Source organism: Actinacidiphila sp. bgisy160 (assembly GCF_057707815.1).
Genome location: NZ_JBYIQW010000011.1, coordinates 1 through 24,943, shown reverse-complemented (window position 1 = coordinate 24,943; position 24,943 = coordinate 1). Strand labels below are relative to the sequence as shown.

25 protein-coding genes are annotated in these 24,943 nt (G+C 71.7%); 12 read left to right on the top strand and 13 right to left on the bottom strand.

The features are described from left to right. Positions 1-30 precede the first annotated feature (30 nt). Genes AC3EUJ_RS12275 through AC3EUJ_RS12265 form a run of 3 tightly spaced genes read right to left on the bottom strand, consistent with a single transcriptional unit; the run spans position 31 to position 2,895 of the window. Positions 31-1,086, bottom strand: a complete 1,056-nt coding sequence (locus AC3EUJ_RS12275) for a PHP domain-containing protein (RefSeq protein WP_431961139.1) — start codon at positions 1,084-1,086, stop codon at positions 31-33. A 10-nt stretch (positions 1,087-1,096) separates the two neighbouring features. Continuing rightward, a complete protein-coding gene (locus tag AC3EUJ_RS12270) occupies positions 1,097-1,918 on the bottom strand; it encodes an ABC transporter permease (RefSeq protein ID WP_431961138.1) in 822 nt (273 codons plus the stop codon). Then, entirely contained in the window at positions 1,915-2,895 is a 981-nt protein-coding gene (locus AC3EUJ_RS12265) for an ATP-binding cassette domain-containing protein (protein ID WP_431961137.1), read from the bottom strand. Before AC3EUJ_RS12265 ends, AC3EUJ_RS12270 begins: the two co-directional genes overlap by 4 nt. Before the next feature lie 349 nt (positions 2,896-3,244). Between AC3EUJ_RS12265 and AC3EUJ_RS12260 the strand changes: the two genes are divergently transcribed. Together AC3EUJ_RS12260 and AC3EUJ_RS12255 are read left to right on the top strand one after the other, a co-directional pair. Further along, positions 3,245-3,451: a hypothetical protein gene (locus AC3EUJ_RS12260; RefSeq protein ID WP_431961135.1), complete on the top strand. Its 207-nt coding sequence runs from the start codon at positions 3,245-3,247 to the stop codon at positions 3,449-3,451. Positions 3,452-3,640: 189 nt separating this feature from the next. Next, positions 3,641-3,859, top strand: coding sequence for a PIN domain-containing protein (locus AC3EUJ_RS12255; protein ID WP_431961134.1), 219 nt, complete (start codon positions 3,641-3,643; stop codon positions 3,857-3,859). A 230-nt stretch (positions 3,860-4,089) separates the two neighbouring features. On the opposite strand, the gene AC3EUJ_RS12250 is transcribed toward AC3EUJ_RS12255, so the two are convergent. The 4 genes from AC3EUJ_RS12250 to panB all read right to left on the bottom strand — a co-directional run bounded on the left by AC3EUJ_RS12250 (position 4,090) and on the right by panB (position 7,019). Further along, positions 4,090-4,800, bottom strand: coding sequence for an anti-sigma factor family protein (locus AC3EUJ_RS12250; RefSeq protein WP_431961133.1), 711 nt, complete (start codon positions 4,798-4,800; stop codon positions 4,090-4,092). Beyond that, a complete protein-coding gene (locus AC3EUJ_RS12245) occupies positions 4,797-5,390 on the bottom strand; it encodes a sigma-70 family RNA polymerase sigma factor (protein WP_431961132.1) in 594 nt (197 codons plus the stop codon). Before AC3EUJ_RS12245 ends, AC3EUJ_RS12250 begins: the two co-directional genes overlap by 4 nt. Continuing rightward, complete coding sequence (locus AC3EUJ_RS12240) at positions 5,390-5,935, bottom strand: hypothetical protein (RefSeq protein ID WP_431961131.1); 546 nt, start codon at positions 5,933-5,935, stop codon at positions 5,390-5,392. The genes AC3EUJ_RS12245 and AC3EUJ_RS12240 overlap by 1 nt, the downstream gene beginning before the upstream one ends. A gap of 202 nt (positions 5,936-6,137) precedes the next feature. Next, positions 6,138-7,019 carry a 3-methyl-2-oxobutanoate hydroxymethyltransferase gene (gene panB, locus AC3EUJ_RS12235; RefSeq protein ID WP_431961130.1) on the bottom strand — a complete coding sequence of 294 codons (882 nt, stop codon included), beginning with the start codon at positions 7,017-7,019 and terminating at the stop codon, positions 6,138-6,140. A 171-nt stretch (positions 7,020-7,190) separates the two neighbouring features. Here panB and AC3EUJ_RS12230 point away from each other — a divergent pair, with 171 nt between their 5' ends. The 4 genes from AC3EUJ_RS12230 (at position 7,191) to AC3EUJ_RS12215 (ending at position 11,947) form a co-directional block, all read left to right on the top strand. Beyond that, complete coding sequence (locus AC3EUJ_RS12230; protein ID WP_431961129.1) at positions 7,191-8,795, top strand: DHA2 family efflux MFS transporter permease subunit; 1,605 nt, start codon at positions 7,191-7,193, stop codon at positions 8,793-8,795. Then, positions 8,792-9,436, top strand: a complete 645-nt coding sequence (locus tag AC3EUJ_RS12225; protein ID WP_431961127.1) for a TetR/AcrR family transcriptional regulator — start codon at positions 8,792-8,794, stop codon at positions 9,434-9,436. The genes AC3EUJ_RS12230 and AC3EUJ_RS12225 overlap by 4 nt, the downstream gene beginning before the upstream one ends. Before the next feature lie 267 nt (positions 9,437-9,703). After that, positions 9,704-10,624, top strand: a complete 921-nt coding sequence (locus tag AC3EUJ_RS12220; protein ID WP_431961241.1) for an endonuclease/exonuclease/phosphatase family protein — start codon at positions 9,704-9,706, stop codon at positions 10,622-10,624. 93 nt (positions 10,625-10,717) lie between these two features. Beyond that, the gene (locus AC3EUJ_RS12215; RefSeq protein ID WP_431961126.1) at positions 10,718-11,947 is read left to right on the top strand and encodes an MFS transporter; all 1,230 of its coding nucleotides are present in this window, start codon (positions 10,718-10,720) and stop codon (positions 11,945-11,947) included. A gap of 477 nt (positions 11,948-12,424) precedes the next feature. On the opposite strand, the gene AC3EUJ_RS12210 is transcribed toward AC3EUJ_RS12215, so the two are convergent. Continuing rightward, on the bottom strand, positions 12,425-14,182 hold the full coding sequence (locus tag AC3EUJ_RS12210) for an NAD+ synthase (RefSeq protein WP_431961125.1): 1,758 nt from the start codon (positions 14,180-14,182) through the stop codon (positions 12,425-12,427). 269 nt (positions 14,183-14,451) lie between these two features. Between AC3EUJ_RS12210 and AC3EUJ_RS12205 the strand changes: the two genes are divergently transcribed. The 3 genes from AC3EUJ_RS12205 to AC3EUJ_RS12195 all read left to right on the top strand — a co-directional run bounded on the left by AC3EUJ_RS12205 (position 14,452) and on the right by AC3EUJ_RS12195 (position 16,971). Then, on the top strand, positions 14,452-15,813 hold the full coding sequence (locus AC3EUJ_RS12205; RefSeq protein ID WP_431961124.1) for a glutamine synthetase family protein: 1,362 nt from the start codon (positions 14,452-14,454) through the stop codon (positions 15,811-15,813). Positions 15,814-15,943: 130 nt separating this feature from the next. Further along, entirely contained in the window at positions 15,944-16,525 is a 582-nt protein-coding gene (locus AC3EUJ_RS12200; RefSeq protein WP_431961123.1) for a hypothetical protein, read from the top strand. A 107-nt stretch (positions 16,526-16,632) separates the two neighbouring features. After that, positions 16,633-16,971: an Imm51 family immunity protein gene (locus AC3EUJ_RS12195; RefSeq protein ID WP_431961122.1), complete on the top strand. Its 339-nt coding sequence runs from the start codon at positions 16,633-16,635 to the stop codon at positions 16,969-16,971. A 394-nt stretch (positions 16,972-17,365) separates the two neighbouring features. Here AC3EUJ_RS12195 and AC3EUJ_RS12190 read toward each other — a convergent pair whose 3' ends face one another. Beyond that, entirely contained in the window at positions 17,366-18,253 is an 888-nt protein-coding gene (locus tag AC3EUJ_RS12190; RefSeq protein ID WP_431961121.1) for a LysR family transcriptional regulator, read from the bottom strand. Between the two features lie 95 nt (positions 18,254-18,348). Between AC3EUJ_RS12190 and AC3EUJ_RS12185 the strand changes: the two genes are divergently transcribed. Further along, complete coding sequence (locus tag AC3EUJ_RS12185) at positions 18,349-19,227, top strand: PhzF family phenazine biosynthesis isomerase (RefSeq protein WP_431961120.1); 879 nt, start codon at positions 18,349-18,351, stop codon at positions 19,225-19,227. A 1-nt stretch (position 19,228) separates the two neighbouring features. Here the strand turns inward: AC3EUJ_RS12185 and glpK are convergent, their stop codons facing one another. Then, positions 19,229-20,743 carry a glycerol kinase GlpK gene (glpK, locus tag AC3EUJ_RS12180; protein ID WP_431961118.1) on the bottom strand — a complete coding sequence of 505 codons (1,515 nt, stop codon included), beginning with the start codon at positions 20,741-20,743 and terminating at the stop codon, positions 19,229-19,231. Between the two features lie 89 nt (positions 20,744-20,832). Further along, positions 20,833-21,600: an IclR family transcriptional regulator gene (locus AC3EUJ_RS12175; RefSeq protein WP_431961117.1), complete on the bottom strand. Its 768-nt coding sequence runs from the start codon at positions 21,598-21,600 to the stop codon at positions 20,833-20,835. A 181-nt stretch (positions 21,601-21,781) separates the two neighbouring features. On the opposite strand from AC3EUJ_RS12175, the gene AC3EUJ_RS12170 reads away from it, so the two are divergent. Together AC3EUJ_RS12170 and AC3EUJ_RS12165 are read left to right on the top strand one after the other, a co-directional pair. After that, the gene (locus AC3EUJ_RS12170; RefSeq protein ID WP_431961116.1) at positions 21,782-22,207 is read left to right on the top strand and encodes an ATP-binding protein; all 426 of its coding nucleotides are present in this window, start codon (positions 21,782-21,784) and stop codon (positions 22,205-22,207) included. A 93-nt stretch (positions 22,208-22,300) separates the two neighbouring features. Beyond that, complete coding sequence (locus AC3EUJ_RS12165) at positions 22,301-22,723, top strand: TOBE domain-containing protein (RefSeq protein ID WP_431961115.1); 423 nt, start codon at positions 22,301-22,303, stop codon at positions 22,721-22,723. A 21-nt stretch (positions 22,724-22,744) separates the two neighbouring features. Here the strand turns inward: AC3EUJ_RS12165 and AC3EUJ_RS12160 are convergent, their stop codons facing one another. Together AC3EUJ_RS12160 and AC3EUJ_RS12155 are read right to left on the bottom strand one after the other, a co-directional pair. Further along, positions 22,745-23,764, bottom strand: a complete 1,020-nt coding sequence (locus AC3EUJ_RS12160; RefSeq protein ID WP_431961114.1) for a TolB family protein — start codon at positions 23,762-23,764, stop codon at positions 22,745-22,747. Positions 23,765-23,784: 20 nt separating this feature from the next. Further along, a partial coding sequence (locus tag AC3EUJ_RS12155) for an MFS transporter (protein WP_431961113.1) occupies positions 23,785-24,943 on the bottom strand: 1,159 nt, incomplete at its 5' end.

Here is a 24,943-nt window from a genome sequence, read left to right as displayed (position 1 = left end):
GCTGCCTGCGCGCCCGGACCGGGCAGCGGCTCAGCCCTGGGACGCCGCGGCCGGTACCTCGCGGGTGCGGGCCCAGCGGAGCAGGGTCTCCGCGTCCCAGGTGTTGACGACGCGCTCCGGGGGGACGCCGCACTCCTCGGCGCGGGCGCAGCCGAGGATCTGCCAGTCCAGCTGGCCGGGGGCGTGGGCGTCGCTGTCGATGCCGAAGAGCACCCCGGCTTCCACGGCCTTGCGCAGCAGCCGGCGCGGCGGGTCGAGGCGGTCCGGGCGGCTGTTGATCTCCACGGCCACCCCGAAGCGCTCGCACGCGGCGAAGACCAGGTCCGCGTCGAACTCCGACTCCGGGCGCGGCTTGCCGGCCACCAGCCGCCCCGTGCAGTGGCCCAGCACGTCCACCAGCGGATTGCTGATCGCGGAGATCATGCGCCGGGTCATCTCGTCCCGGTCCATCCGCAGCTTGGAGTGGGCGGACGCCACGACCACGTCCAGCCGGTCCAGCAGCTCCGCGTTCTGGTCGAGCGCGCCGTCCGCGAGGATGTCGCACTCGATGCCGGTCAGCAGCCGGAAGGACGGCGGCAGCCGCTCGTTCAGCTCGGCCACCGCCTCCAGCTGGGCGCGCAGCCGTTCGGCGGTCAGCCCGCGGGCGACGGTCAGCCGGGGGGAGTGGTCGGTGAGCGCCGCCCACTCGTGGCCCAGCTCCATCGCGGTGCGGGCCATCGTCTCGATGGGGCTGCCGCCGTCGGACCAGTCGGAGTGCAGATGGCAGTCGCCGCGCAGCGCGGCCCGCATCCGCTGCCCCGCGTCGCCGCCGGGCCGCGGGAACGCGTCCGCCGTGTCCTGCGCCAGCCGGGTCAGGTAGGCGGGGCGGTCGCCCGCCAGCGCCTCCCGGACGACGGCGGCGGTCTTCGGGCCGAGGCCCTTGACCTCCTCCAGGCCGCCCGGCCGTTCCGCGCGCCGCCGGAGCTCCTCCGGCGGCATCGCGGCGACCGCGGCGGAGGCGCCGCGGAAGGCACGGACCCGGTAGGTCGGGGCGCCGTCCCGCTCCAGCAGGAAGGCGATCCGGTCCAGCGCCTCGACGGGGTCCATGCCTCCAGGATCAGGTCTTGTCGCGGAACCTCGCCACCGCCAGGGGCGCGCTGATCACCGTGATGCCCACGGCCCACATCACCGTCATCATCACCGAGTGCGCGACGGCACCACCGTTGATCAGGTTGCGGGAGGCGTCGGCGAGGTTGGACAGCGGGTTGTAGCGGGTGAACGCCTCCAGCCAGCCCGGCATGGTGGTCGGCTTGGCGAAGATCGAGCTCCCGAACTGCAGCGGCAGGACGACGATCACGGCGAGTCCCTGGACGGACTGGGGGGTCCGGGCGACCAGACCCAGGAGGATGAAGACCCACATCAGGGAGGCCCCGAACGCGAGCGACAGCACCACCGCGCCCAGCAGCCCGAACACACCGTTGTCCACGTGCAGCCCGAGGATGAACCCCATGACGAGGAGGATCACCGTGGCGACCAGCGCACGGCCGATCTCCACCACGATCTTCGCGATCAGCACGGAGGAGCGGGCGATCGGCATCGTCCGGAAGCGGTCCATCACCCCGGTCTTGAAGTCCGAGTTGACGCCCGTGCCGACGGCCATGGCGATGTTCATGCCCATCATGGCCATCAGGCCGGGCACCATGTAGTTGACGTACTTCTCCTGGCTGCCCTCGAGCGCGCCCCCGAAGACGTACACGAACAGCAGCGTGAAGACGATCGGCATGAGCAGCGCGTCGAACATCGACTCCGGGTCCTGCCGGATCTGCAGGACGTTGCGCCGCACGAGTGCGCCGATGTGCCGCAGGTTGGCCCGCAGCCCGATCCGCGGATCGGCGGCCGCGGCCTTGGTGCTCCCCGAGGGGACGGTGACGGCGGTCATGCCGCGAGCTCCTCTCGGTCCCGGGTGCCGCTGCCGCGCGTGACGGCCAGGAACACCTCGTCCAGGCTGGGCAGATGGGTGTCGATGCCGGCGATCGCGAAACCGTGCGCGCCCAGCACGCCCACGATCTCCGTCAGCTGTCCGTCGCTGAGGATCGGCACGTTGAGCACCCCGTTCGCGTGGTCCGGCACGGCCTGCGCCCCTGTACCGAGCGCCGCCGCCATCGCGTCCAGCGCCCCCGGATCCACCGGGCGCACCTGCAGCGTCCGGCCACCGACCTTCGCCTTCAGTTCCTCGACCCGGCCCCCGGCGATCACCCGGCCGCGGTCGATGACCGTGAGCTCGTGCGCGAGCTTCTCGGCCTCCTCCATGTACTGCGTGGTCAGCAGCACGGTCGAGCCGTCGGCGACCATGTTCTGCACCTCGTCCCACACCTCGTTGCGGGTGCGGGGGTCGAGACCCGTGGTCGGCTCGTCCAGGTACAGCACCGCCGGGCGTCCGATCATCGACGCCGCCAGGTCCAGCCGGCGGCGCATGCCGCCGGAGTACTCCTTGGCGGGCTTGCGGGCGGCGTCCGTCAGCGAGAACCGCTCCAGCAGCTCGTCCGCCCTGCTCCGGGCGTCGCGGCGGGCCAGGTCCAGCAGCCGGCCGATCATGTAGAGGTTCTCGCGGCCCGACAGCGACTCGTCGACCGACGCGTACTGCCCGGTCAGCCCGATCACCCGGCGCAGCTGCCGGGGCTGCGCCATGACGTCGTAGCCGGCCACCGTCGCCGTGCCGGCGTCCGGCCGGATCAGTGTGGACAGGATCCGCACCAGCGTCGTCTTCCCGGCGCCGTTCGGCCCCAGCACGCCCAGCACGGTCCCCTGCCGCACGTCCAGGTCCACCCCGTCGAGGGCCTTCGTCTCCCCGTAGCGCTTCACGAGCCCGCGCACCCTGACGGCGGCGTCCGCGCTCTTGGCATCTCGTTGTGTCATGCCGCCACGGTCGCGCACCCCACCGACACGGCGCCGACATATCGCTGACGCCTCACCGACATCCGGCCGACGCCTGGCGAGGGTGGTGGCACTCGGTGCCAGGACTGCCGGATCCGGACATGTCCTATACAGGTCAAGCCGTGCGGCCCGTCCGTGGGTCGCGCTAGGACACCGTCTACTCGGCCAAGGCCCTGGGACGGGTCGACTTCGCCTCCGCCGAGCGCTGCCTCACCGTCCGCGTGCACGTGTGTCCGGAGGGCTACTCCGTAGGGTGAAGTCGGTACCCGATGGCCGGGGACGGCCCTATGCTGCCTTGAGGAAGCACACTGGACGGAACGCGGAGGTCGCCATGAGCACGAGCAGCGCTGACCATCCTGTGATCCCGCCGCGCCGGCCCCGGCTGTCGGTCGAGGAACTGGTCCGGGCCAAGAACGCCAAGCCGATCCAGTCGCTCGCCGACCTGGAGGCCATGTCCGCCGACATCTTCGAGTCGGACGAGGAACTGGACGAGTTCCTGGCGTTCACGTACGCCGAGCGCCGCCGCGACGTGGCCTGAGCTGAGCAGCGAGCATGCGCACGGTCGTTCCGACGTCTCCTCCCTGATCATCAAGAAGCGTCTGCCGATTGCGCTGGCGACCAGGCTGGTGAACACGCAGCCGATCATCACGTTCGTCACGCGCGCAGAGCTGGCCAAGTGGGCTGAGGTTCGCCACTGGGGGCCGGGAAACCGCACCATTCTCGCCGAATGGCTGGCAGGAGTGCGATGCTGCCCGGTGACGAGGACGTGGCCGACACCTACGGAGCCCTCTCAGCCGCCGGGTTGCTTCGAGGCCGGCCCCGGCCGATGAACGACATGTGGATCGCCGCCTGCTGCCTCACACACGGCCTCCCGCTGGCGACGTTGAACGTCAAGGACTTCGACGACTTCCGTATGCACCACGGCCTGGAACTCATCACCGCGTAGCTCGCACGGTCGCAGCCCCCGAAAGGCAAGGTCTAGACCTTTGACGGCAGCGCTGACGGCAACAATGGCGGACGTCAGCGGACTTCTACGGACTCAGCGGACCGATAGATTGCCGCCCACCTGCGAAAAGGACCCCACCGGACGCAGTTCCGGTGGGGCCCCCGGCACGAGAACGGCGGGAAGGGGACGCGCATCGCGCGTCCCCTTGCGTTTCGGTGCCCCCGCAGGGCTCAAGTGGTGACCGACACCAGCCGCTGCCCCTGGGACGTGACGACGTCGAAGCGGGAGATGTCGTCCGGCTGCATCCCCGCCGACCCGTCCAGCGTGAGCGGATTGGGCTGGTCGGAGGTACCGTAGCCGGCCGTCGGGACACTCCAGGTGCCGACCGTCTGCTGGGAGCCGTCCTTGCCGACGACGACCAGGCGGCAGGTGAGCGGTCCCTGGACCCCGGCGAGGGTGAGGCCGACCTCGCTGCCCCACTTCTTCTCGTTGACGCCGACCGTCGCCTTGACGCCCGTGGAGTTGTCGGTGCCCTTGAACTGCTCCGCGTAGGCCCTGGCCTGGGTGCCCTCCGAGCCGCCGGAGGCGAGCACCGCGACGGTCGGGCCCGCCACGATCAGCGCCACCGAGGCGGCGAGCGCGAACATCCTGCGCCGGGCGCGGGTCTTGCGCTCGCCGGAGACCTTGCCGAGGAGACTCCCGAGCACCTTGTCGCCGCTGGGCGGGACGGGCACTCCGGCGCCGGCGGGGGCGAGTTCGGCGAGCACCGGCACGAGGCCGCTCAGCTCGTCGAGCTGCTGTCCGCACTGGTGGCAGATGGCGAGGTGCTGCTCGAAGCGCGCCATGTCGGCGTCGTCGAGCACGCCGAGGACGTAGGCCCCGACGTCGACGTGCGGGTCGTGGGGGGTACCTGCCCCGGAGCCGTAACCGTAGACCGTCACGAGGTGGTCACACCCCTTTCCTCAAGAGCGATTTTCAGGGAGCGGAGCGCGTAGAAGACGCGCGAGCGCACAGTGCCGGGCGGTACCCCCAGCGTCGCCGCGGCCTCGTTGACCGTCCGGCCCTTGAAGTACGTTTCGATCAGCACCTGGCGGTGGGCCTCGGTGAGATCATCCAGTGCGTCGGAGATCGTCATCAGCCTCAGGGAGCGTTCGAGTTCGTCCTCGGCCGGGAGCTGGTCGAGGGCGGCCGGGGAGGCCTCCGGGGGCCGTGCCTGACGGCTGCGGTGGCCGTCGATCACGATCCGCCGTGCGACCGTCACCAACCAGGGCCGCAGGGAACGGGCGCCCGGGTCGAGCCGGGACGCGCTCTTCCACGCGCGCAGGAGGGTCTCCTGCACGACGTCCTCCGCCAGGTAGCGGTCCCCGCCGACCAGCCGAAGAACGTATGCGAAGAGCGCGCCCGCGTGTTCGCGGTAGAGCGCCCGCATGAGGTCCTCTTCGGGGACCCCACCTGAGCGATGGTCGGCCACGAGCGCATCCTGCCCTACTGATCGCCGGGGGTCGAGTCCTCTCAATGCCTGCTGTCCCATCAGTACCCGTCTGACCCGGTCTCGGTGGAGGCGCTCTTCGGCTGCGCGGGCGTCCTGGCCTTCGCGCCGTCCGGGGTGGCCGCGTACCAGGAGCGGTCGGCGCCCTGGCCCTTGGTGTCGCCCGGGTTCTGGTCGCCCGTGAAGTGGTAGAGCGGCATGCCGTTGAGCGTGAGCTGCATGGTCCCGTCGGGACGCTTGACGCTGCCGACCAGGTTCTGGTCGACGCCCTGCACCTGCGTGTCCGAGACCGCGGCGGCCGGCTGCCACCGGGTCGCGCACTCGCCGGTGCAGTTCGAGGTCGGCGGGTTGGGCTCGTCCTTCTCGAAGCGGTACAGCACCCAGCCCTTCTCGTCGGTGACCAGCTTGCCGAGCTGGGCGTTGTCGACGGTCCGGAGGCCGGGCGCCGGTGCGGGCTGCGACGCCTGGATCGCGCCCACCGGGGGACTGGCATGGTCGACGCCCGCGTTGCAGGCGGTGGCGACGATCAGGGCGGCGGAGGCGAGTGCCCCCGCCCCCACTGATCGGCGCAACTTCTGAACGTTCATGCCAAGGCCCCCGGCATTGTCTCGTCGGTGCTCCGCCCCTGGTGGGCGGTTGCCCACACATACGGGGGTGGGGGCCGGTGTGCTCAACGTCCCCGGAAAAAACTTCCGCCCCGGGGAGGGGGTTCCCGGGGCGGAAGCCGGCGGTGGTTCGCACCGCCTCAGGGGGAAGTCGCGCGCGGCGCCGCGACGGGTCGTCGGAGGGTCAGTGGAAGCTGTGCTCCGGGGCCGGGTAGGCACCCCCCACGACGTCCTCGGCGAAGGCCTTCGCCGCACCGCCGAGGGTCTCGCGCAGTGCCGCGTACTGCTTGACGAAGCGCGGCACCCGGCCGCCGGTCATCCCGGCGAAGTCGGTCCAGACCAGCACCTGGGCGTCGCACTCCACGCCCGCGCCGATGCCGACCGTCGGGATGTGCAGGATGCGGGTGACCTCCGCGGCCAGCTCGGCCGGGACGAGCTCCAGCACGACGGCGAAGGCGCCGGCGTTCTGCACGGCCTTGGCGTCGCGCAGCAGCTGCTGGGCGGCCTCCTCGCCGCGGCCCTGGACCGGGTAGCCGCCGAAGGCGTTGACCGACTGCGGGGTGAGGCCGATGTGGGCCATCACGGGGATGCCGGCCTGGACCAGCAGGTCGATCTGCTGGGCGGAGCGCTCGCCACCCTCCAGTTTCACGGCACCCACCCCGGCCTCCTTGACCAGCCGGGTCGCGCTGCGCAGCGCCTGCGTCGGGCCCTCCTGGTACGAACCGAACGGCAGGTCGCCGATGACCATCGCGCGCTTGGTCCCGCGCACGACGGCGGCGGAGAGCATCGTCATCTCGTCCAGCGTGACGGGGACGGTGCTCTCGTAGCCGAGGTGACAGTTGCCCATCGAGTCGCCGACCAGCAGTACGGGGATGCCGGCCTCGTCGAAGACCGAGGCGGTCATGGCGTCGTAGGCGGTGAGCATGGGCCACTTCTCGCCGCGCTCCTTGGCGGCGGCGATGTCCCGGACGGTGATCCGCCGTGTCCCCTTGCCTCCGTACAGCGCCTTGCTGCTGTCGGGAGCGGGCTGAGCGGGCGTCTGGGCAGCCGGAACGGCATGCGTCATTGCAACGGCTCCTTGTGTCATCTCGAGGCGCCCTGACGGCGTCCCCGGACCGCTTCCATGCTGACACGCGCCGCCGTGCGCGCAAAGGGGGGGAGTCCGTCACTCCCCCTTTTGCCGAGCTTTTACAATACGAGACGGTCCCGTATCGGAAATCGGGATTACGTTGGCCGCATGCCCGCCGACATAGCGAAGCCGCAGAGCCTCAGCGTTCCCGAGGCGGTCCACCGCCGCCGCTGGGCGATCCTGACCGTCCTGCTGTTCAGCCTCCTCGTGGTGGTGCTGGACAACTCGATCCTCAACGTCGCGATGAAGACCATCGCCGAGCCCGCCCCGACCGGCCTGGGTGCCACCCAGAGCCAGCTGGAGTGGGCGATCAACTCCTACACGCTGGTCTTCGCCGGCCTGCTGTTCACCGCGGGCCTGCTCGGCGACCGCATCGGCCGCAAGAAAGTGCTCCTGTTCGGCATGGCCGTGTTCGGCGTCGGATCGGTGCTGTCGGCCTTCGCCGGCTCCTCCGCCGAGCTCATCGGCTTCCGCGCGGTGATGGGCTTGGGCGGTGCCTTCGTGATGCCCGCCACCCTCGCCATCATCATCAACGTCTTCGAGCGCGAGGAGCAGCCCAAGGCGATCGGCATCTGGACCGGTGCCGTGGGCCTCGCGATAGCCATCGGCCCGGTCACCGGCGGACTGCTCCTCGACCACTTCTGGTGGGGCTCGGTCTTCCTGGTCAACGTACCGATCATCGCCGTCGCCCTGGTCGCGATGGTGCTCATCGTCCCCGACTCCCGCGACCCGCGGCCGGGCCGGCTCGATCCCGTCGGCGTCCTGCTCTCCATCGTCGGCCTGGTGCTGCTGGTGTACGGCATCATCAAGGGCGGCCAGCTCGCCGACTTCACCGCCGCCACGCCTCTGACGACCATCGTCGGCGGTCTCGTGGTGCTCGGCGCCTTCGTCTGGCACGAGGCCCGCAGCAGCCACCCCGCCTTCGATGTCTCCTACTTCCGCAACCCGACCTTCTCGGCCTCGGTCTCCGCGATCGGCCTGGTCTTCTTCGCGCTCATGGGCGTGACGTTCTTCATGGTCTTCTACACCCAGAGCGTCCGGGGCTACAGCGCCCTGGAGTCCGGTCTGCTGCTGCTCCCGCTCGCCGTCGCCCAGCTCGTCTTCGCGCCCCGCGCCCGGCTGGTCGTCGACCGCATCGGCGCCCGCGCCACCTGCGCCGCCGGGCTCGCGCTGATAGCGCTCAGCTTCGTCGGCTTCCAGCTGCTCGACGCCGACACCCCGATCTGGCAGCTGGAGGTGCTGTTCTTCCTCATGGGCACGGCCATGGCCCACGTGATGCCGCCCGCGACCGTCGCCATCATGTCCTCCCTGCCGCGCGAGAAGGCCGGCTCCGGCTCCGCCGTCAACAACACCTTCCGGCAGGTCGGCGGCGCGCTCGGCGTTGCGGTCCTGGGCTCGCTGATGTCGACGGTCTACCGTGACGGCATCGCGGACCACCTGACCGGCCTCCCCGCCGGTGTGCAGCACCAGGCCGGCGAGTCCATCGAGGCCACGCGCGCCGTGGCCGAGGGCATGGGCCCCACGGGCAAGGCGCTGATCGCCCCGGCCACGGACGCCTTCCTCGACGCCATGCACGTCACCGCCTACGTCGCGAGCGGTGTCGCGCTGCTCGGCATGCTCGTCGTCCTGGTCTTCCTGCCCGGCAAGGCCCCCGGGGCGCGCCCCGCCGGCGGAGACGAACGCGAGGCCAGCCCGGTGGGGGCGGAGCGGTGACCGGGACCCGGGCGGCGGCGGAGCCGGAGGACGTCACGGTCTCCGGGCCCGCCCTGCGCCTCCCGCGCGGCCGCCCGCGCAACGCCGCCGCCGACACCGCGATCATCGAGGCCGTCCTCAGCCTGCTGGAGGAGGGCGCCACGATCGGGGAGCTGTCGATGGAGCGCATCGCCCGCGCCGCCGGGGTCGGCAAGGCCACCGTCTACCGGCGCTGGGCGGGCAAGAACGCGCTGATGCTCGACGTGATGAAGTCCGTCGACGAGCAGACCCCGCGGCTCACCGGCCGCTCGGTCCGCGACGACCTGGTCACCTGCGTCGAGTTCATACGGCGCAGGGCCCTGGTCAAGCGTTCCTCCGCCCTGCTGCGCAACGTCCTCGCGCAGGCCCAGAACGAGCCGGAGCTGTGGGCCGCTTACCATGACACCGTCATCGCGGCCCGGCGCGCCCAGGTGCGCGAGGTCCTGCGGCAGGGCATCCGCACCGGCGAACTCCGCGACGACATCGACCCCGAACTCCTCGGGGACCTCTTCATCGGCCCCATGCTGTCGCGCTCGATGCTGCGGCCGGACGCGGCGCTGCCGGAGGGGCTGTCGGAGCTGATCGTCGACTCGGTGCTGCAGGGCGTCCGCACCGGACGCTGAACCCGTCGGCGAACAGGGGGGAATGTCCTGATTCTGTCACAGGGCGCGTTTTCGCCGGGGCGGTGGGGAACCGTCGCCCGGCGAGTCCCGTCCTCCGGTCGTCGATCCCCTATGGTCGACTGAGCACCTGGCAAAACAGTGAGGACTCCCCCCATGGCTCAGGCGTACGACGCGGACGTGACCACCGACGGCGGTACCAGGCCGCAGGGTTCGGGTGCGAACGGGCGTTTCGGACGCTTCCGGCGGTTCCGGGTCTTCGGTGACGGAATGTGGCGGCGGGGCATCGTCACGGCCGTACTGGCCGTCGTCGTCGCCCTGCTGATGGCGTTTCACGGCGCGGTGCCCAACCGGGTCGGCAACCTCGGCAGCCTGCTGGAGACCTTCCTGCCGTGGCTCGGGCTCCTGCTCCCGGTGCTGCTGGTGGCCGGTGTGCTGCGGCGCTCGGCGACCGCGCTGATCGCCGTTCTGCTGCCGATCGTGGTGTGGCTGCACTTCTTCGGCGGGCTCCTCACGAACAAGGACACCGGCGGAGGCGACCTCACGGTGCTGACCCACAACGTCAACGCCGAGAACCCCGACCCCGCGCGCACCGCCCAGGCTCTCGTCGGTTCCGGGGCCGACCTCGTCGCGCTGGAGGAGATCCCCGCCGGGAAGGTCTCCGTCTACGAGTCCGGACTCAAGGCCCGCTACCCGTACCACGCCAGGCTGGGCACCGTCGGCCTGTGGAGCAGGTACCCGCTCAGCCAGGTCCGGCCGGTGGACATCCGGCTCGGCTGGACCCGTGCCCTGCGCGCCACCGCCACCACGCCGCAGGGGAAGGTCGCGGTCTACGTCGCCCACCTGCCCTCGGTGCGGGTCAAGTTCAACGCGGGCTTCACCGCCGGCGAGCGCGACCGCAGCGCCGACGCGCTCGGCGAGGCCGTCGCGGACGAGAAGCTCCCCGACGTGATCCTCATGGGCGACCTCAACGGCACGATGAACGACCGCGCGCTCGCCAACGTCACCTCCCAGATGCGCTCCACGCAGGGCGCCGCGGGCGACGGCTTCGGCTTCAGCTGGCCGGCCGGCTTCCCGACCGCCCGCATCGACCAGATCCTCGTCAGGGGAGCGGAGCCGACCGCCTCGTGGGTGCTGCCCGCGACGGGCAGCGACCACCGGCCGGTGGCGGCGAAGGTAGCACTCCCGTAACGAGTTCTGCGCCACGGGAAGAAAGGGCCGGGCAGGTTTTGTTCCGTAGCTAAACTAATAGCTGCTCCCGACCCTGCCCCGGAAAGGCCTGTCATGCCTCTCGCCCTGCTCGCACTGGCGATCAGCGCATTCGGCATCGGTACCACGGAGTTCGTGATGATGGGCCTGCTGCCTGACGTCGCGGACGACCTGCACACCTCCATCCCGACCGCCGGTCACCTCGTCTCCGGCTACGCCCTCGGCGTCGTCATCGGCGCCCCACTGCTCGCCGCGGTCACCACGCGGATGCCGCGCAAGGCGCTGCTCCTCGCCCTCATGGGCCTGTTCACCGTCGGCAACACGCTCTCCGCCCTCGCCCCCGGCTTCGGCTGGCTGCTCGCCGGACGCGTGCTGGCCGGGCTCCCGCACGGCGCCTTCTTCGGTGTCGGCGCGGTCGTCGCCGCGGGCATGGTCGACCCCGCGCGCAAGGCCCGCGCCGTCTCCCTGATGATCGCGGGGCTCACCGTCGCCAACATCGTGGGCGTCCCCGCCGCCACCCTCCTGGGCCAGCACCTCGGCTGGCGCGCCACCTTCCTCGCCGTCGGCCTCATCGGCCTCGCCGCCATCGCCGGCATCGCCCTGCTCGTGCCCCGCATCCCCCTCGCCCCAGGCGGTGGACTGCGCCGGGAACTGTCGGCGTTCCGCAGCGGACATGTCTGGCTGGCGCTGGGTACCACGATCTTCGGTTTCGCCGCCGTCTTCGCGGTCTACAGCTACATCACGCCACTGCTCACCGAGGTCGCCGGTTTCGGGGCGAGCAGCGTCACGCTGGTACTCGCCCTCTTCGGCGTCGGCGCGACGATCGGCAACCTCCTCGGCGGCCGCCTCGCCGACCGCGCCCTGCGGCCATCCCTGATCGGCGGGCTCGGCGCGCTCACGGTCGTCCTGCTGCTGTTCACGGTCACCGCGCACGCCCGGTGGAGCGCGGCGCTGACGGTCGTCCTGCTCGGGGTCGCGGCCTTCGCGACGGGGTCGCCCATGATGATGCTCGTCATGGAGAAGGCACGGCACGCTCCCGCGCTGGCCTCCTCCGCGAACCAGGCCGCGTTCAACCTGGCCAACGCGGGGGGCGCCTGGCTCGGCGGGGTCGTGCTCGCGCACGGCCTCGGGTACACCGCCCCGGCGGTGGCGGGTGCGGGGCTGGCGGTCGCGGGGCTGGCGATCGCCACGGTCGCGGGCCTGTGGGAGCGGCGTGCGGCGAGGGTGCCGGCCGCGGGGTCGTCCTCGTCCCGGGTCGTCGTGGCGTCCGATGCCGTGGTGCGGTCCGCGGAGCCGGTGGGCTGACGGCGGCGCGGTGCCGTTCGCGGTGCGGGGTGGGCTGACGGCGGCTCCGCCGGTCCGCCGCCGTCGGCTGTCGCGCCGTCCCGCGTCCCGCGGGCGCACGGATGCCGGCTGCGGTGTGCGGGTGGTTCGTGGTGGGGGTTCAGGCGCCGGAGCGGGCCACCTTTCCGGTGACCTTGGGTCTCGTTGCCGTCCGCGGATGCGAACGGCAACGAGACCGGAGCCGTACGGACAACCGGCCCTGCTCCGCGCCTGAACGGGGCATCATTCCCCCGGCGCCGCCCCGAGGCGGGCCCGACCCGGGGCCTCAGCCCCCTGAAGCCCGGGTTCGGGCAGGCCGCCCCGGCGCACCACGAACGCGCGAGGCGGTCACCGATCGCGCCGGCTGGGGGAGGGCCGGTGGGGCATGCCCGCCGCAGGCACGAACAACCCGCACCCGACAACGGGCCGCGAGGGGCACCCCCGCACTGTCAGGCGACGTCACACGTGTTCGCGCCAGCGGTTGGTGATGGGCAGCCTCCGGTCCTTGCCGAACCCCTTCGCCGAGATCTTCGTCCCCGGCGGATACTGCCTCCGCTTGTACTCCGCCGTGTCCACCATCCGCAGCACCTTCGCCACGAGCTCCCCGTCGAACCCGGCGGCGACGATCGCGTCGCGCCCCTTGTCCTGGTCGACGTACATCGCCAGCACCTGGTCCAGCACGTCGTAGTCCGGCAGGGAGTCCGTGTCGACCTGGCCGGGCCGCAGCTCCGCGCTCGGCGGCTTGGCGATGGAGTTCTCGGGGATGGGCGGGGTCTGGCCCCGCTCCGCCGCGGCCTGGTTGCGCCACTTCGCGAGACGGAAGACGGTCGTCTTGTAGACGTCCTTGATGGGCCCGTACGCGCCGACCGAGTCCCCGTACAGCGTGGAGTAGCCGACCGCCAGCTCGCTCTTGTTGCCCGGGGCGAGGACGATGTGCCCCTCCTGGTTGGAGATGGCCATGAGCATCGTGCCGCGCAGCCGGGACTGCAGGTTCTCCTCCGCCAGCCCGGTCAGCCCCAGGGAGCCCATGTAGGCGTCGAACATCGGGGCGATCGGCACGGTGCGGAAATTCAGCCCGGTGCGCCGGGCCAGCTCTGCGGCGTCGTCCTTGGAGTGGTCCGAGGAGTACTGCGACGGCATGGAGACGCCGTACACGTTGGCCGCCCCGACCGCGTCGCAGGCGAGGGCCGCGACCAGCGCCGAGTCGATGCCGCCGGAGAGGCCGATCAGCACGGAGCGGAAGCCGTTCTTGGCGACGTACGCCCGCAGGCCGACGACCAGCGCGGTGTAGATCTCCTCGTCGTCGCCCAGCCGCGGGGCCTCCCCGCCGCGCACCTCGGGCTCGTACGCGGGGAGCGGCTCGGCCGAGAGGGTGACGTGCTCGATCTCCAGGCCGTCGTCGGCGAGACCGCCCGGCACCTTCGTGGTGTCCGCGGCGGGCAGGTCGAGGTCGACCAGGACGCAGCCCTCCTCGAACTGCGGGGCGCGCGCGATCACCTCGCCGTCCTCGGAGACGACGATCGAGTCGCCGTCGAAGACCAGCTCGTCCTGCCCGCCGATCATGGCGAGGTAGGCGAGGGTGCAGCCGGCCTCCTGGGCGCGCTTGCGCACCAGGTCCAGGCGGGTGTCGTCCTTGGCGACCTCGTACGGGGAGGCGTTGACGGAGAGCAGCAGCCCGGCGCCGGCGGTGCGGGTGGCGGGCACGCGGCCGCCGTCCTGCCACAGGTCCTCGCAGATGGCGAGGGCGACGTCGACCCCGTGCACCCGGATCACCGGGAGGGTGTCGCCGGGCACGAAGTAGCGGAACTCGTCGAAGACGCCGTAGTTCGGCAGGTGGTGCTTGGCGAACTTCAGGACGACCTTCCCGCCGTGCAGCACGGCGGCGGCGTTGCGCGGCGAGCCGGCGGGCTGGCCGTAGCGGGGCTGGGCCTTCTCGCTGCGGTCGAGGTAGCCGATGACCACCGGCAGCTCCCCGAAGCCCTCGGCCGCCAGACGCCCGGCGAGCGCCTCCAGGGCGGCGCGGCTGGCTTCGACGAAGGAGGAGCGCAGGGCGAGGTCCTCCACGGGGTACCCGGTCAGCGCCATCTCCGGGAATGCCACGAGGTGGGCTCCCTGTTCGGCCGCGTGCCGGGTCCAGCGCACTACCGACTCCGCGTTCCCGGCGAGGTCGCCGACGGTGGAGTCGATCTGATTCAGGGCGAGGCGAAGTTGAGGCACGCCGCTCAGTGTAATCGTCAAAGCGACGCGATGTCGTGGGTGGCGCCTGTGGGGTCGCGCACTCGGCCCGGGAAGCCGGGGCGGACGGGCCTTTCCGGGTCGGCCCCCTATGTCAAGATCGCAAGGGTGCATCACAATGGTGGCGAGGGGTGTCCGGCGGTCCCGGCCGCCGCCGAAACAGACCGGTAACCCCCTCGCGCGATACTGGTCTGGCCCTCGCTCGAGCCGGCACGGACAACAGGCCCCATGACCTGTGAGGTTGGATAGCTATGGATAAGCAGCAGGAGTTCGTGCTCCGCACCCTCGAGGAGCGCGACATCCGATTTGTGCGGCTGTGGTTCACCGACGTGCTGGGTTATCTCAAGTCGGTCGCCGTGGCGCCGGCCGAGCTGGAGCAGGCCTTCGACGAGGGCATCGGCTTCGACGGGTCCGCGATCGAGGGCTTCGCCCGGGTGTACGAGTCGGACATGATCGCCAAGCCCGACCCCGGCACGTTCCAGATCCTGCCGTGGCGCGCCGAGGCCCCCGGCACCGCACGGATGTTCTGCGACATCCTCATGCCGGACGGCTCCCCGTCGTACGCGGACCCCCGCTTCGTCCTCAAGCGGTCCCTGGCCAAGGCCTCCGACCTCGGGTTCACCTTCTACACGCACCCCGAGATCGAGTTCTTCCTGCTGAAGACCCTGCCGCTGGACGGCACCGTGCCGGTGCCCGCCGACAACTCCGGCTACTTCGACCACACCCCGCAGAACGTGGGCCAGGACTTCCGCCGCCAGGCCATCACGATGCTGGAGTCCATGGGCATCTCGGTGGAGTTCTCCCACCACGAGGGCGCCCCCGGCCAGCAGGAGATCGACCTGCGCTACGCGGACGCGCTGTCCACCGCCGACAACATCATGACCTTCCGCCTGGTCATGAAGCAGGTCGCGCTGGAGCAGGGCGTGAACGCCACGTTCATGCCCAAGCCCTTCAGCCAGCACCCCGGCTCCGGCATGCACACGCACCTGTCCCTCTTCGAGGGCGACCGCAACGCCTTCCACGAGTCCGGCGCCGAGTACCAGCTCTCCAAGGTCGGCCGCTCCTTCATCGCGGGCCTGCTCCGGCACGCCGACGAGATCTCCGCGGTCACCAACCAGTGGGTCAACTCGTACAAGCGCATCTGGGGCGGCGCCAACCGCACCGCCGGCGCCGGCGGCGAGGCCCCGTCGTACATCTGCTGGGGCCACAACAACCGGTCCGCGCTCATCCGCGTCCCGATGTACAAGCCCGGCAAGACCGGCTCCACCCGGGTCGAAGTCCGCTCCCTCGACTCCGGTGCCAACCCTTACCTCGCCTACGCCGTCCTCCTGGCCGCGGGCCTCAAGGGCATCGAGGAGGGCTACGAGCTCCCGCCCGGAGCCGACGACGACGTCTGGGCCCTCTCCGACGGTGAGCGCCGCGCCCTGGGGATCCAGCCCCTCCCGCAGAACCTCGGCGAGGCCATCACGCTCATGGAACGCAGCGAGCTGGTCGCCGAGACGCTGGGGGAGCACGTCTTCGACTTCTTCCTGCGCAACAAGAAGCAGGAGTGGGAGGAGTACCGGAGCGAGGTCACCGCGTTCGAGCTCCGCAAGAACCTCCCGAACCTGTAGGCGCAGGTCAGCGGGGTCTTCCCCGGACGACGCGATCCGGGCCGGCAGCACGATGCTGGCGGCCCGGCGGATCGCGCCACTTCCACTTGGTATCAGCTGCAGTGTCAGGTCATCGCGCTACCGTCGGCCCATGGCGTTTGACGATGTAGGGGCCAGGCGGTTTCGCCCCAGGGCCGAGGGCGGTGATCCGTGGCGGGGTGATGAGCGTCATCGCGCAATGGCCGAGGCGTTGAACCGCTACGGGTTGTGGGATCATCTGCCGGCGGAACTGCGTGAGTCGGCGATGACCGAGGTTGCGACCGGCTGCTATCCGCTGCATCTCGACCTTCTCGAGGAACTGGCGGAGGGCGGGGTCGAGAGGTTCCTTCGAGAGCTGGCTCCGGCACTGGCGCGATACGGCGTGGTGCTGGAGATCGAGACGGTCCCGGATGCCGACGACTACACGGTTTCGATCAATGGGATTCGTTGCGTGGTCGCGAGGCCTGAGGACTGGGAGGGCGGGGATCCGTGGGCGTTGTCGACCGTCCGTCCCCTGGCTGTCGTCAACCAGCTGCTCGCCGCTGCCGGGCGTAGCGCGCTGCGTGCTCACACCCTCTGCGCAGGCGGCAATGAGGGACTCGTCTTCCTGATGGACCCGCGGGCCGCCGAGGCGATGCGGGCCAGCGGCTTGTTCCCTGAGCATGAGGTGCCGGCGCTGGCCGACGGGGAGTGAGTCGGGTTCGTGGATCGCTGACGTCGGTCAGATACGCATCGGAAGCCGGACATGCCCGACCCGGCCTGGCGGTTGCGCTTCAATTGATCTACCGCGAGGCTCCGCCCGTGGAACCTTTGAGGCTGCTTGAGCTGTCCCCCGGCGAATACTCCCTGTTGCTGGATGCCGGAACCACGGATGTGGACGAAGTGGTCGAAGCACTGGGGCACGAACCCAACGGCTACTTCTGGGAAGGCATTGCCCAAGTGCTCGTCAGCACTGAGGCCCCGGCTCTGGAAGGGCGTTTCTCCTACGACCCGGAGGGAGGCATGTTCTGCGCCTACGGTTCGGAGCGGAGTGCTCTTGAGGACTTGGGTATGCGCATGAGCGCTGTCGCGACGGATGGCGACCGTATGCGGCAGTTGGTGACGTCAGCGGAAGCGAACGGCTTCGAATTCGACGACTGACGTAGGCGGCAACGCCGCAGATGACAATCCGCGCTCTTGCCGGCTGTCACGAAGGGTCGAGGCCCAGCGCGTCCGGAAGCCATCGGATCCTGGTGGCTCGGGTGGTGACGTCCCTTGTCGTGGGCGACGGGACTGTCCCGCCGGGTGCCGTGGTGGACGTCCCCGTCATGGACGACCCCGCGGAGTTCACGGGTTACTTCGTGCTGGGCATCGACCGGGCGTCGGCCGTCGTGCAGGACTTCGTACGGACGGGGGCGCCTTGTGAAGCGGGCGGGTGGTGCGAGCTCTGGCCATGGGCGCACCCGTCACGGCGCCGGGGTGACCCGGATGATGGGGGTGGCCTGGGAACCTCTCCCGACGTACGGACCCGGGCCGCCGCGCGCCTGTTCGCCCGCTACCGCGAGAAGTGCTCCGTCAGCGCGTCGAGGACGGCCTGGAGCGCGGGGGAGGTCCAGCGTCCGCGCCGGCGGACGAGCTGGACGGGCACGTCGGGGAGGTGGGGCCCCGGCACGGCGGTGAGGGTGCCCTCGCGTAGGGCGGTGCGGACGGTGGCGCGGGGGAGGACACCGAGGCCGAGGCCCGCGGCCACGCAGGTGCGGGCGGCCTCGCTGCTGCCGAACCGGGTCAGCCGCGGCCGGGCGTCACGGACGCCGAGGAGCTCGCGCGCGACGCGGTCGCTGTAGGAGCAGCCCTCCTCGTGCAGGAAGAACGTCTCCCGGGCGAGTTCCTCCCAGGTGACGGGCCGGCCCAGCGCGGCCAGCGGGTGGCCGGGGGAGGCGATGAGGACCAGCGGTTCGGCGGCGAGCGGCCGGGCGGTCATGTCGGGCAGCGCGACCTGGTCCTCCAGCAGCAGGGCGACGTCGAGTCGCCCGGCCCGCAGGCCCTCCACGGCCGCGTCGGTGCCCGCCGGATGGAGGTGGACGTCGATGCCGGGGTGGGTGCGGCGCAGGGCGGCGACGATCCGGGGCGCGTGCGTCGAGCAGAGCGTGTCACCGGCGCCGAGGGCGACGGTCCCGCCGGAGCGTGCGTCCCCGGCCGCCGTGCCGCGCAGGCGCGTCTCCGCATCGAGGACGTCCTCGGCCTCCGCCATCAGGCGCCGACCGGCCCCGGTGAGCTGCGCGCCGCGCGGCATGCGGTCGAAGAGCCGTACGCCCAGCTCCTTCTCCAGGGACTTGATCTGCGCCGTCACGGTGGACTGCGACATGTGCAGCTCGGCGGCCGCGCTGGTGAAGTTCCCCCTCCTGGCCAGGGTGAGGAAGGTGGTGAGCAGTCGGGTGTCCACGGCACGACCGTATCCGCTGCGATCGGTTGCATCAATCGCATCCATGAAGAACCATCGTTTCTATGAATGATGCCTGGTGTGACAGCGTGGACGGCATGACACCTGGAACCCGCACCGACGTGCTGCGCTACACCGCCTTCAGCTCTGACCCCGCGGGCGGCAATCCGGCCGGCGTCGTCCTCGACGCGTCGGACCTCGACGAGGAGCGCATGCTCGCCCTCGCCGCGGAGGTCGGCTACTCCGAGACGGCGTTCGTCACGGCCGCGGATCCCGCCCGCCGGCGGTTCGCGCTGCGCTACTTCAGCCCCCTCGCCGAGGTCGACTTCTGCGGTCACGCGACCGTCGCGACGGCCGTCGCGCTGGCGGAGCGCATCGGGCCCGGCGAGCTGGTCTTCGACACCCCGGCGGGGGAGATCCCGGTGCTGACGGCCGGCGACGGCGAGGGGGCGCTGCACGCCACCCTCACCAGCGTGCCGACCCGGTCCCGCCCGGCCACGGACGCCGAGCTGGACGCGGCCCTCGCCGCGCTGGGCTGGGTGCGGGGCGAGCTGGACCCCGCGCTGCCGCCGCACGTGGCCTTCGGTGGGGTCCACCACCTGGTGCTGGCCGCCGCCGACCGGGCCCGGCTGGCGGACCTCGTCTACGACTTCGACGCCCTCGCCGCGGTGATGCGCCGCCACGGCTGGACCACGGTGCACCTCGTGTGGCGGGAGGCCCCGGACCTCTTCCACGCCCGCGACCCCTTCCCGGTGGGCGGGGTCGTCGAGGACCCGGCGACCGGCGCGGCCGCGGCGGCGTTCGGCGGTTACCTGCGGGAGCTCGGGCTGGTGCCGGAGGCGGCCCGGGTGGTCGTCCGGCAGGGCGAGGACATGGGGCGCCCGAGCGAGCTGGTCGTGGGCGTCGGCCCGCGGGACCCGCGGGTACGGGTGACCGGCCGGGCGGTGTCCTTGGTCCCGCCCCTGGTCACGCCGTAGGTCACGGGGCCCCGGGCTGTCTGATCCAGCCGATGGAGCGCTCGACGGCGCGCTGCCAGTTCTCGTACTCGGCGGCGCGGCGCTCCGGGTCCATGTCGGGCAGCCACTGCGCGGCTCGGTGCCAGTTGTTGCGCAGCACCTTCAGGTCCGGCCAGTAGCCGGAGGCGAGGCCGGCGGCGTAGGCGGCGCCGAGTGACACCGTCTCGGCGACCATGGGGCGGACCACGGGGACGTCGAGGACGTCGGCGATGAACTGCATGAGCAGGTTGTCCGCGGTCATGCCGCCGTCGACCTTGAGCTCCTTCAGCCTGAGCGAGGAGTCGGCGTTCATGGCGTCGACGACCTCGCGGGTCTGCCAGCCGGTGGCCTCCAGCACGGCCCGGGCGAGGTGCCCCTTGGTGATGTACGAGGTGAGGCCGACGATGACGCCGCGGGCGTCGCTGCGCCAGTGCGGGGCGAAGAGACCGGAGAAGGCGGGCACGATGTAGCAGCCGCCGTTGTCCTCGACGGTGCGGGCGAGGGTCTCGATCTCCGGGGCGCTGCTGATCAGTCCGAGGCGGTCGCGGAACCACTGCACCAACGACCCGGTGACGGCGATCGAGCCCTCCAGGGCGTAGACCGCCGGCTGGTCGTCGATCTTGTACGCGACCGTGGAGAGCAGCCCGTGCCGCGACCTGATCATCTTGGACCCGGTGTTGAGCAGGAGGAAGCTGCCGGTCCCGTAGGTGCACTTCGCCTCGCCGGGGGAGAAGCAGGTCTGGCCGAAGAGCGCCGCCTGCTGGTCGCCCAGGGCGGCGGTGATACGGACGCCGGGCAGGACCGTCCGGGCCGCGCCGTAGTTCTCGGCGGAGGCGTGGATCTCCGGGAGCATCGCGCGGGGGACGCCGAAGAAGTCCAGCAGGTCCTGGTCCCAGGTCAGGGAGCGGATGTTCATCAGCATGGTGCGGCTGGCGTTGGTGGCGTCGGTGATGTGCAGGCCCCCGTCGACCCCGCCCGTCAGGTTCCAGATCAGCCAGGTCTCCATCGTCCCGAAGAGCAGTTCGCCGTCGCGGGCGCGCTGCCGCAGTCCGGGCACCTCGTCGAAGAGCCAGCGGATCCGCGGCGCCGAGAAGTAGGTGGACGGCGGCAGGCAGCAGCGGTCCAGGAAGAAGTCGTCGCCGGGGTCCTTGCGCAGCCGCTCGACGAGCGGCGCGGTGCGGGTGTCCTGCCAGACGATCGCCCGGCCCAGCGGAACGCCCGTGCTCCGGTCCCACAGCACGGTCGTCTCCCGCTGGTTGGCGATGCCGATCGCGGCGACCTCGTCCGCCGCGATCTCGGCCGACGACAGCGCCTGCGGCACGATGCGCTCGAGGTTGCGCCAGATCTCCAGGGCGTCGTGCTCGACCCAGCCGGGCTTGGGGAAGTGCTGCTGGTGCTCGCGCTGGGCGACCGACACCAGGCGCCCCCGGTGGTCGAACAGGATGCATCGGGTGGAGGTGGTGCCCTGGTCGATGGACATCACATACCGTTCAACCATGATCGGGGCCTGCTTTCCGATGCTTTCTCATGCTTTCCTCGCGTTCACGCTCTCCGGCGTCCCCGGCGTCTCCGGTGTGCGGGCCGGCTTCACCAGCGGGCGGCGCCGAGGTCTCTGGAGATCGCCCGCGCGGCCTCGCGGAGCAGCGTGACCAGGGACGGCAGGGGACGGCCCTTGGTGTCGCAGACCCGCTCGACCGGACCGGTCAGGCCGATCGCGCCCACGACGAGGCCACCCGACCCGCGGATCGGCGCCGAGACCCCCGCCTCGCCCATCGACATCTCCTGCACCTCCGCCGCCCAGCCCTGTTCGCGGACCTCGGACAGGGCCCGGGTCAGCTCCTCCGGGACCACCAGGGTGTGCCGGGTGTACGCCTCCAGCTCCTCCTTCAGCAGCGGCTCCAGCGGTGCCGCCCCGTACGCCAGCAGGATCTTGCCGAGTGAGGAGGCGTGCAGCGGCAGCAGGGCGCCGACGTCGAGCGTCTGCAGACTGTCGTCGGGACGGAAGACGTGGTGGACGACGAGGACCTGGCCCTCCAGCGGGGTGCCGAGGCGGACCGCCTCGCCACTGCGGGCGGCCAGCGCGTCGGCCCAGTTGATCGACCGGGACCGCAGCTCGTTGACGTCCAGGTAACTGGTGCCGAGGTGCAGCAGTGCGGCCCCGAGGTGGTACTTCCCGGTCGCCGGGTCCTGCTCGACGAAGTCCACGTGCTGGAGGGTGCGCAGAATGCCGTGGGCGGTGCCCTTCGCCAGCCCGAGCGAGGCGGCCACTTCGCCCAGCCCGAGGCGGCGGGGACCGCCGGCCAGGAGCCTGAGGATCGCCGCCGCCCGTTCGATGGACTGGAGCGGGCCGGCCATACGTCGATGCTATCTCCGGCAACGGCGATGGGCATCAGCGCGTTTGCGCAGATCGTTCGGCCTCTGAGGAGGGCGTTCGATAATGACGACCCCTATTCATTGACCCGCGATGTCCGGTCTCGGAAGCTTTCGTCCAGGTCCGGGAGTCCACCCAGCAGGGCTCCCCCCGGAGGAGGACACCATGGCGGCACAGCCCGAGACGATGCCGCAGCGCGAGGACGTGCACGTCTGCGCGCTGTCGCAGATCCCCGGTGCCCTGTCCGTCGTGCGCCGGCGAGTGCGGGGCGTGCTGGCGGAGTGGGAGCTGGGCCCGGAGGTCGCCGAGGACGCGCTGCTGGTGATCTCGGAGCTGACCACGAACGCGATCGTGCACGCCGACGGCCCCGCCTCGCTGCGCATCTGCTGGACCGAGGTCGACGGGCGCAGCGCCCTGCACATAGAAGTGACCGACTCCGGCCCGTCGGCCCGACCATGCATGCCGGGGGGATCCAGCGACCCCGACGAGCACGGCCGGGGTCTTGGCATCGTCAAGGCCCTGTCCACACGGCACGGCATCCGTGCCGACCGCGCCGGGTTCACCCGCTGGGCGGACCTCGTCACCGCCTGAGCCGCCGGCGGTGGGCTGGACCGCCGCCCGGGCCCGGGGCGGGCGGCGGGTCGTTCCGCGCGGCGCGCCGGAGGCGGCCTTACGTTGCCGCACATGGCACTGACCATTCGCAACCAGATCGACGGCAAGGTCGCCTCGGTGGTCCCGGGCGAGGTGATGGCCGTGGTCACGGTCCGTCTCGACGGCGGCGGACCCGACTTCACGGCGGCCGTGACGGCCGAGGCCGTGCGTGAACTCGGCATCATCCCCGGCGGCGGGGTGACCGTGCTGATCGAGGCGACGAAGGTCTCCCTCGCCACGGCCCCGGTGCAGGGCATCAGCATCCGCAACCGGATCCCGGGCACCGTCACCGCCGTCACACGCGGCGAGGCCATGGCGACCGCGCGGATCGGCTTCGCGGGCGGCCGCGAGCTGACCGCCGTGATCACCCGGGAGGCCCTCGACGAGCTGGGCGTCGCCGAGGGCGCCGAGGTCGTCGCGCTGGTCGAGGCGACCGACGTGGCGCTGGAGACCTGAGCGGACGGCCCCGGCCGCGCCCTATCCGAGGTACGCCGGGGCCAGGGCCGCCGTCATCATGCGGCGGGCCGTGCCGGTGCCGTCGGCGGGCACCGTCCACAGGTCCGCGCCGAAGTCCCCGGCGAGGGCGTAGACGACCGTGTGGTCGTCGCGCCAGACGACCTGGTCGTCCACGCTGCGCCGCTCCGCGAGCGGGGTCTCGCGCAAGGTGGCCAGGTCCAGGACGTACAGCCGCCAGGGCGCGTCGGGGGACAGGCCCTCGACGCGTTTCTTGAACACCAGCCGGGTGCCGTCGGGCGAGAGCGAGGGGCACTCGACGTTGCTGCGCAGCGTGCGGACGGAGCGGGCCGCGACGTCGCCGCGGACGAGGTAGGTGCGGCCGCCGGTGCCGAGCGTGGCGTAGAAGTGGGTGTCGTCGGAGAAGGTCACGCCCCAGAAGTTGACGTCGGCGGCGCGGTAGGGCCGGCCGTCCTTGGTGATCCGGAAGTCCTCGAGGTTCTTGACGAGGGTCCAGGTACGGGTGTCCAGGACGGAGGTGCGGGTGGAGAAGTCGGTACCCGCGTAGGAGTCGCCCCCGACGAACACCGTCCAGGCGGCCATGTGCCCGCTGGGCGAGACCCGGGCCCGGGTCGGGATGCCCGCGAGGGGGAAGTGGCGCAGCTCGCGCAGCCGGGCGTCGAGCACCACGGCGCGGTAGCCGTCCTGGACGGCGCCCTTGACCGACCGCAGGCAGATGCCGGTGCCCGCGGCCGCGTGAAAGCGCAGGCACGTGACGTCCGAGGCGGTGCGCGCGGCGCCGGGGCTGCCGGCCGGGACGGTGGCCAGCTCGTCCCGGTGCGGGCCCCACGCCATGTTGCGGAACACCATGCGGGGCGCGTCCGGTGCCAGCGTCACCGTCCCGGCCGTGACCGCGGGGCCGCCGGCCTGCGGGCGGTCCTTCTCCGCCGCGCGGTCGGCGGCGCGCAGCACGGACACGGCGGCGACGGCGGCCAGCGCCGCCATGGCGGCGAGCAGCACGAACAGACGGCTGCGGGTGTTCATGGGAGGCCTTTCCTCGGTGGTCAAGTGCGCTGCGCCGGACGCAGGAACACGGCGCAGACCGCGCACGCCGTCAGCGCCAGCGCGGCGGCGGTCAGCGCGGTGCGGTCGCCCCAGGCGGTCCAGGCCGCGCCGAAGGCCAGGGAGGCGGCGAAGCGCGCCACGGCCTGCCCGGTCTGGACGAGGGCGAGCCCGGCACCGCGCAGCTCGTCGGGGACGGTGGTGGAGGCGGCCGCCATCAGCACCCCGTCGGTGGCGGCGTAGAAGGCGCCGTGCAGCAGCAGGACGAGGTATGCGGGGCCGTGTGCGAGCAGCAGCCCGTACGCGGCGAGCAGCGCCAGGTGACCCGCCAGGAACATCCGCCAGCGGCCCATGCGGTCGGCCAGCCGCCCCAGCGGCATCGCCAGCAGCAGGAAGGCCGCCGCGGTGCCCAGGGGAAGCAGCGCGAACCAGCGGTCGGGGACGCCGAGACGATGCTGCAGCAGCAGGTAGACGAAGGAATCGCTGACCGTCGACAGGCCCAGCAGTGTCGCGCAGACCGTCAGCCGCCGTACGTCCCGGCGGCGCAGCAGCGCCAGGGAGGCCCGCAGCGAGGGCGCGTGCGCGGGCACAGGGGCGGGAACGCCGCCGCGGCCGCCCGGCACGAAGAGGAGCAGCACCAGCACGCCCACGAGGGCCACGCAGAAGCTCACCGTGAAGACGGCGTCGTACCCCTCGGCGGCCTTCCGCAGGATGAGGAACGCCACCAGCGGTCCCAGCAGCGCCCCGGCGGTGTCCATGGCGCGGTGCACGCCGAAGGCCCGCCCACGGGTCTCCGGCGCGGACGACAGCGAGATCAGCGCGTCCCGCGGCGCGGTGCGCAGCCCCTTACCGGTGCGGTCGACGGCGAGGACGGCACCGATCAGGGGCAGGCTGTGGACCAGGAGCAGCGCGGGCTTGCACAGCGCGGACAGGCCGTAGCCGACGGCCGCGACGGCCTTGTGCCGCCCGCCGCCCCGGTCGGCGAGGTGGCCGCCGGCCAGCCGTACGAGCGCGCTGAAGCCGTTGTAGACGCCGTCCAGCAGGCCGAAGCCGAGCGGGGAGAGCCCGAGCCCGGCGACCAGGTAGAGCGGGAGCACGGCGGTGACCATCTCCGACGAGACGTCGGTGATCAGGCTGACGGTGCCCAGGACGAGGACCGTG

Bases quoted from the DNA above. Each gene is read 5' to 3' on its own strand.
- AC3EUJ_RS12275 (WP_431961139.1), bottom strand. From the start codon at position 1,086: ATGGACCCCGTCGAGGCGCTGGACCGGATCGCCTTCCTGCTGGAGCGG.
- AC3EUJ_RS12270 (WP_431961138.1), bottom strand. From the start codon at position 1,918: ATGACCGCCGTCACCGTCCCCTCGGGGAGCACCAAGGCCGCGGCCGCC.
- AC3EUJ_RS12265 (WP_431961137.1), bottom strand. From the start codon at position 2,895: ATGACACAACGAGATGCCAAGAGCGCGGACGCCGCCGTCAGGGTGCGC.
- AC3EUJ_RS12260 (WP_431961135.1), top strand. From the start codon at position 3,245: ATGAGCACGAGCAGCGCTGACCATCCTGTGATCCCGCCGCGCCGGCCC.
- AC3EUJ_RS12255 (WP_431961134.1), top strand. From the start codon at position 3,641: ATGGCTGGCAGGAGTGCGATGCTGCCCGGTGACGAGGACGTGGCCGAC.
- AC3EUJ_RS12245 (WP_431961132.1), bottom strand. From the start codon at position 5,390: ATGGGACAGCAGGCATTGAGAGGACTCGACCCCCGGCGATCAGTAGGG.
- AC3EUJ_RS12240 (WP_431961131.1), bottom strand. From the start codon at position 5,935: ATGAACGTTCAGAAGTTGCGCCGATCAGTGGGGGCGGGGGCACTCGCC.
- panB (WP_431961130.1), bottom strand. From the start codon at position 7,019: ATGACGCATGCCGTTCCGGCTGCCCAGACGCCCGCTCAGCCCGCTCCC.
- AC3EUJ_RS12230 (WP_431961129.1), top strand. From the start codon at position 7,191: ATGCCCGCCGACATAGCGAAGCCGCAGAGCCTCAGCGTTCCCGAGGCG.
- AC3EUJ_RS12220 (WP_431961241.1), top strand. From the start codon at position 9,704: ATGTGGCGGCGGGGCATCGTCACGGCCGTACTGGCCGTCGTCGTCGCC.
- AC3EUJ_RS12215 (WP_431961126.1), top strand. From the start codon at position 10,718: ATGCCTCTCGCCCTGCTCGCACTGGCGATCAGCGCATTCGGCATCGGT.
- AC3EUJ_RS12205 (WP_431961124.1), top strand. From the start codon at position 14,452: ATGGATAAGCAGCAGGAGTTCGTGCTCCGCACCCTCGAGGAGCGCGAC.
- AC3EUJ_RS12200 (WP_431961123.1), top strand. From the start codon at position 15,944: ATGGCGTTTGACGATGTAGGGGCCAGGCGGTTTCGCCCCAGGGCCGAG.
- AC3EUJ_RS12185 (WP_431961120.1), top strand. From the start codon at position 18,349: ATGACACCTGGAACCCGCACCGACGTGCTGCGCTACACCGCCTTCAGC.
- glpK (WP_431961118.1), bottom strand. From the start codon at position 20,743: ATGGTTGAACGGTATGTGATGTCCATCGACCAGGGCACCACCTCCACC.
- AC3EUJ_RS12175 (WP_431961117.1), bottom strand. From the start codon at position 21,600: ATGGCCGGCCCGCTCCAGTCCATCGAACGGGCGGCGGCGATCCTCAGG.
- AC3EUJ_RS12170 (WP_431961116.1), top strand. From the start codon at position 21,782: ATGGCGGCACAGCCCGAGACGATGCCGCAGCGCGAGGACGTGCACGTC.
- AC3EUJ_RS12165 (WP_431961115.1), top strand. From the start codon at position 22,301: ATGGCACTGACCATTCGCAACCAGATCGACGGCAAGGTCGCCTCGGTG.
- AC3EUJ_RS12160 (WP_431961114.1), bottom strand. From the start codon at position 23,764: ATGAACACCCGCAGCCGTCTGTTCGTGCTGCTCGCCGCCATGGCGGCG.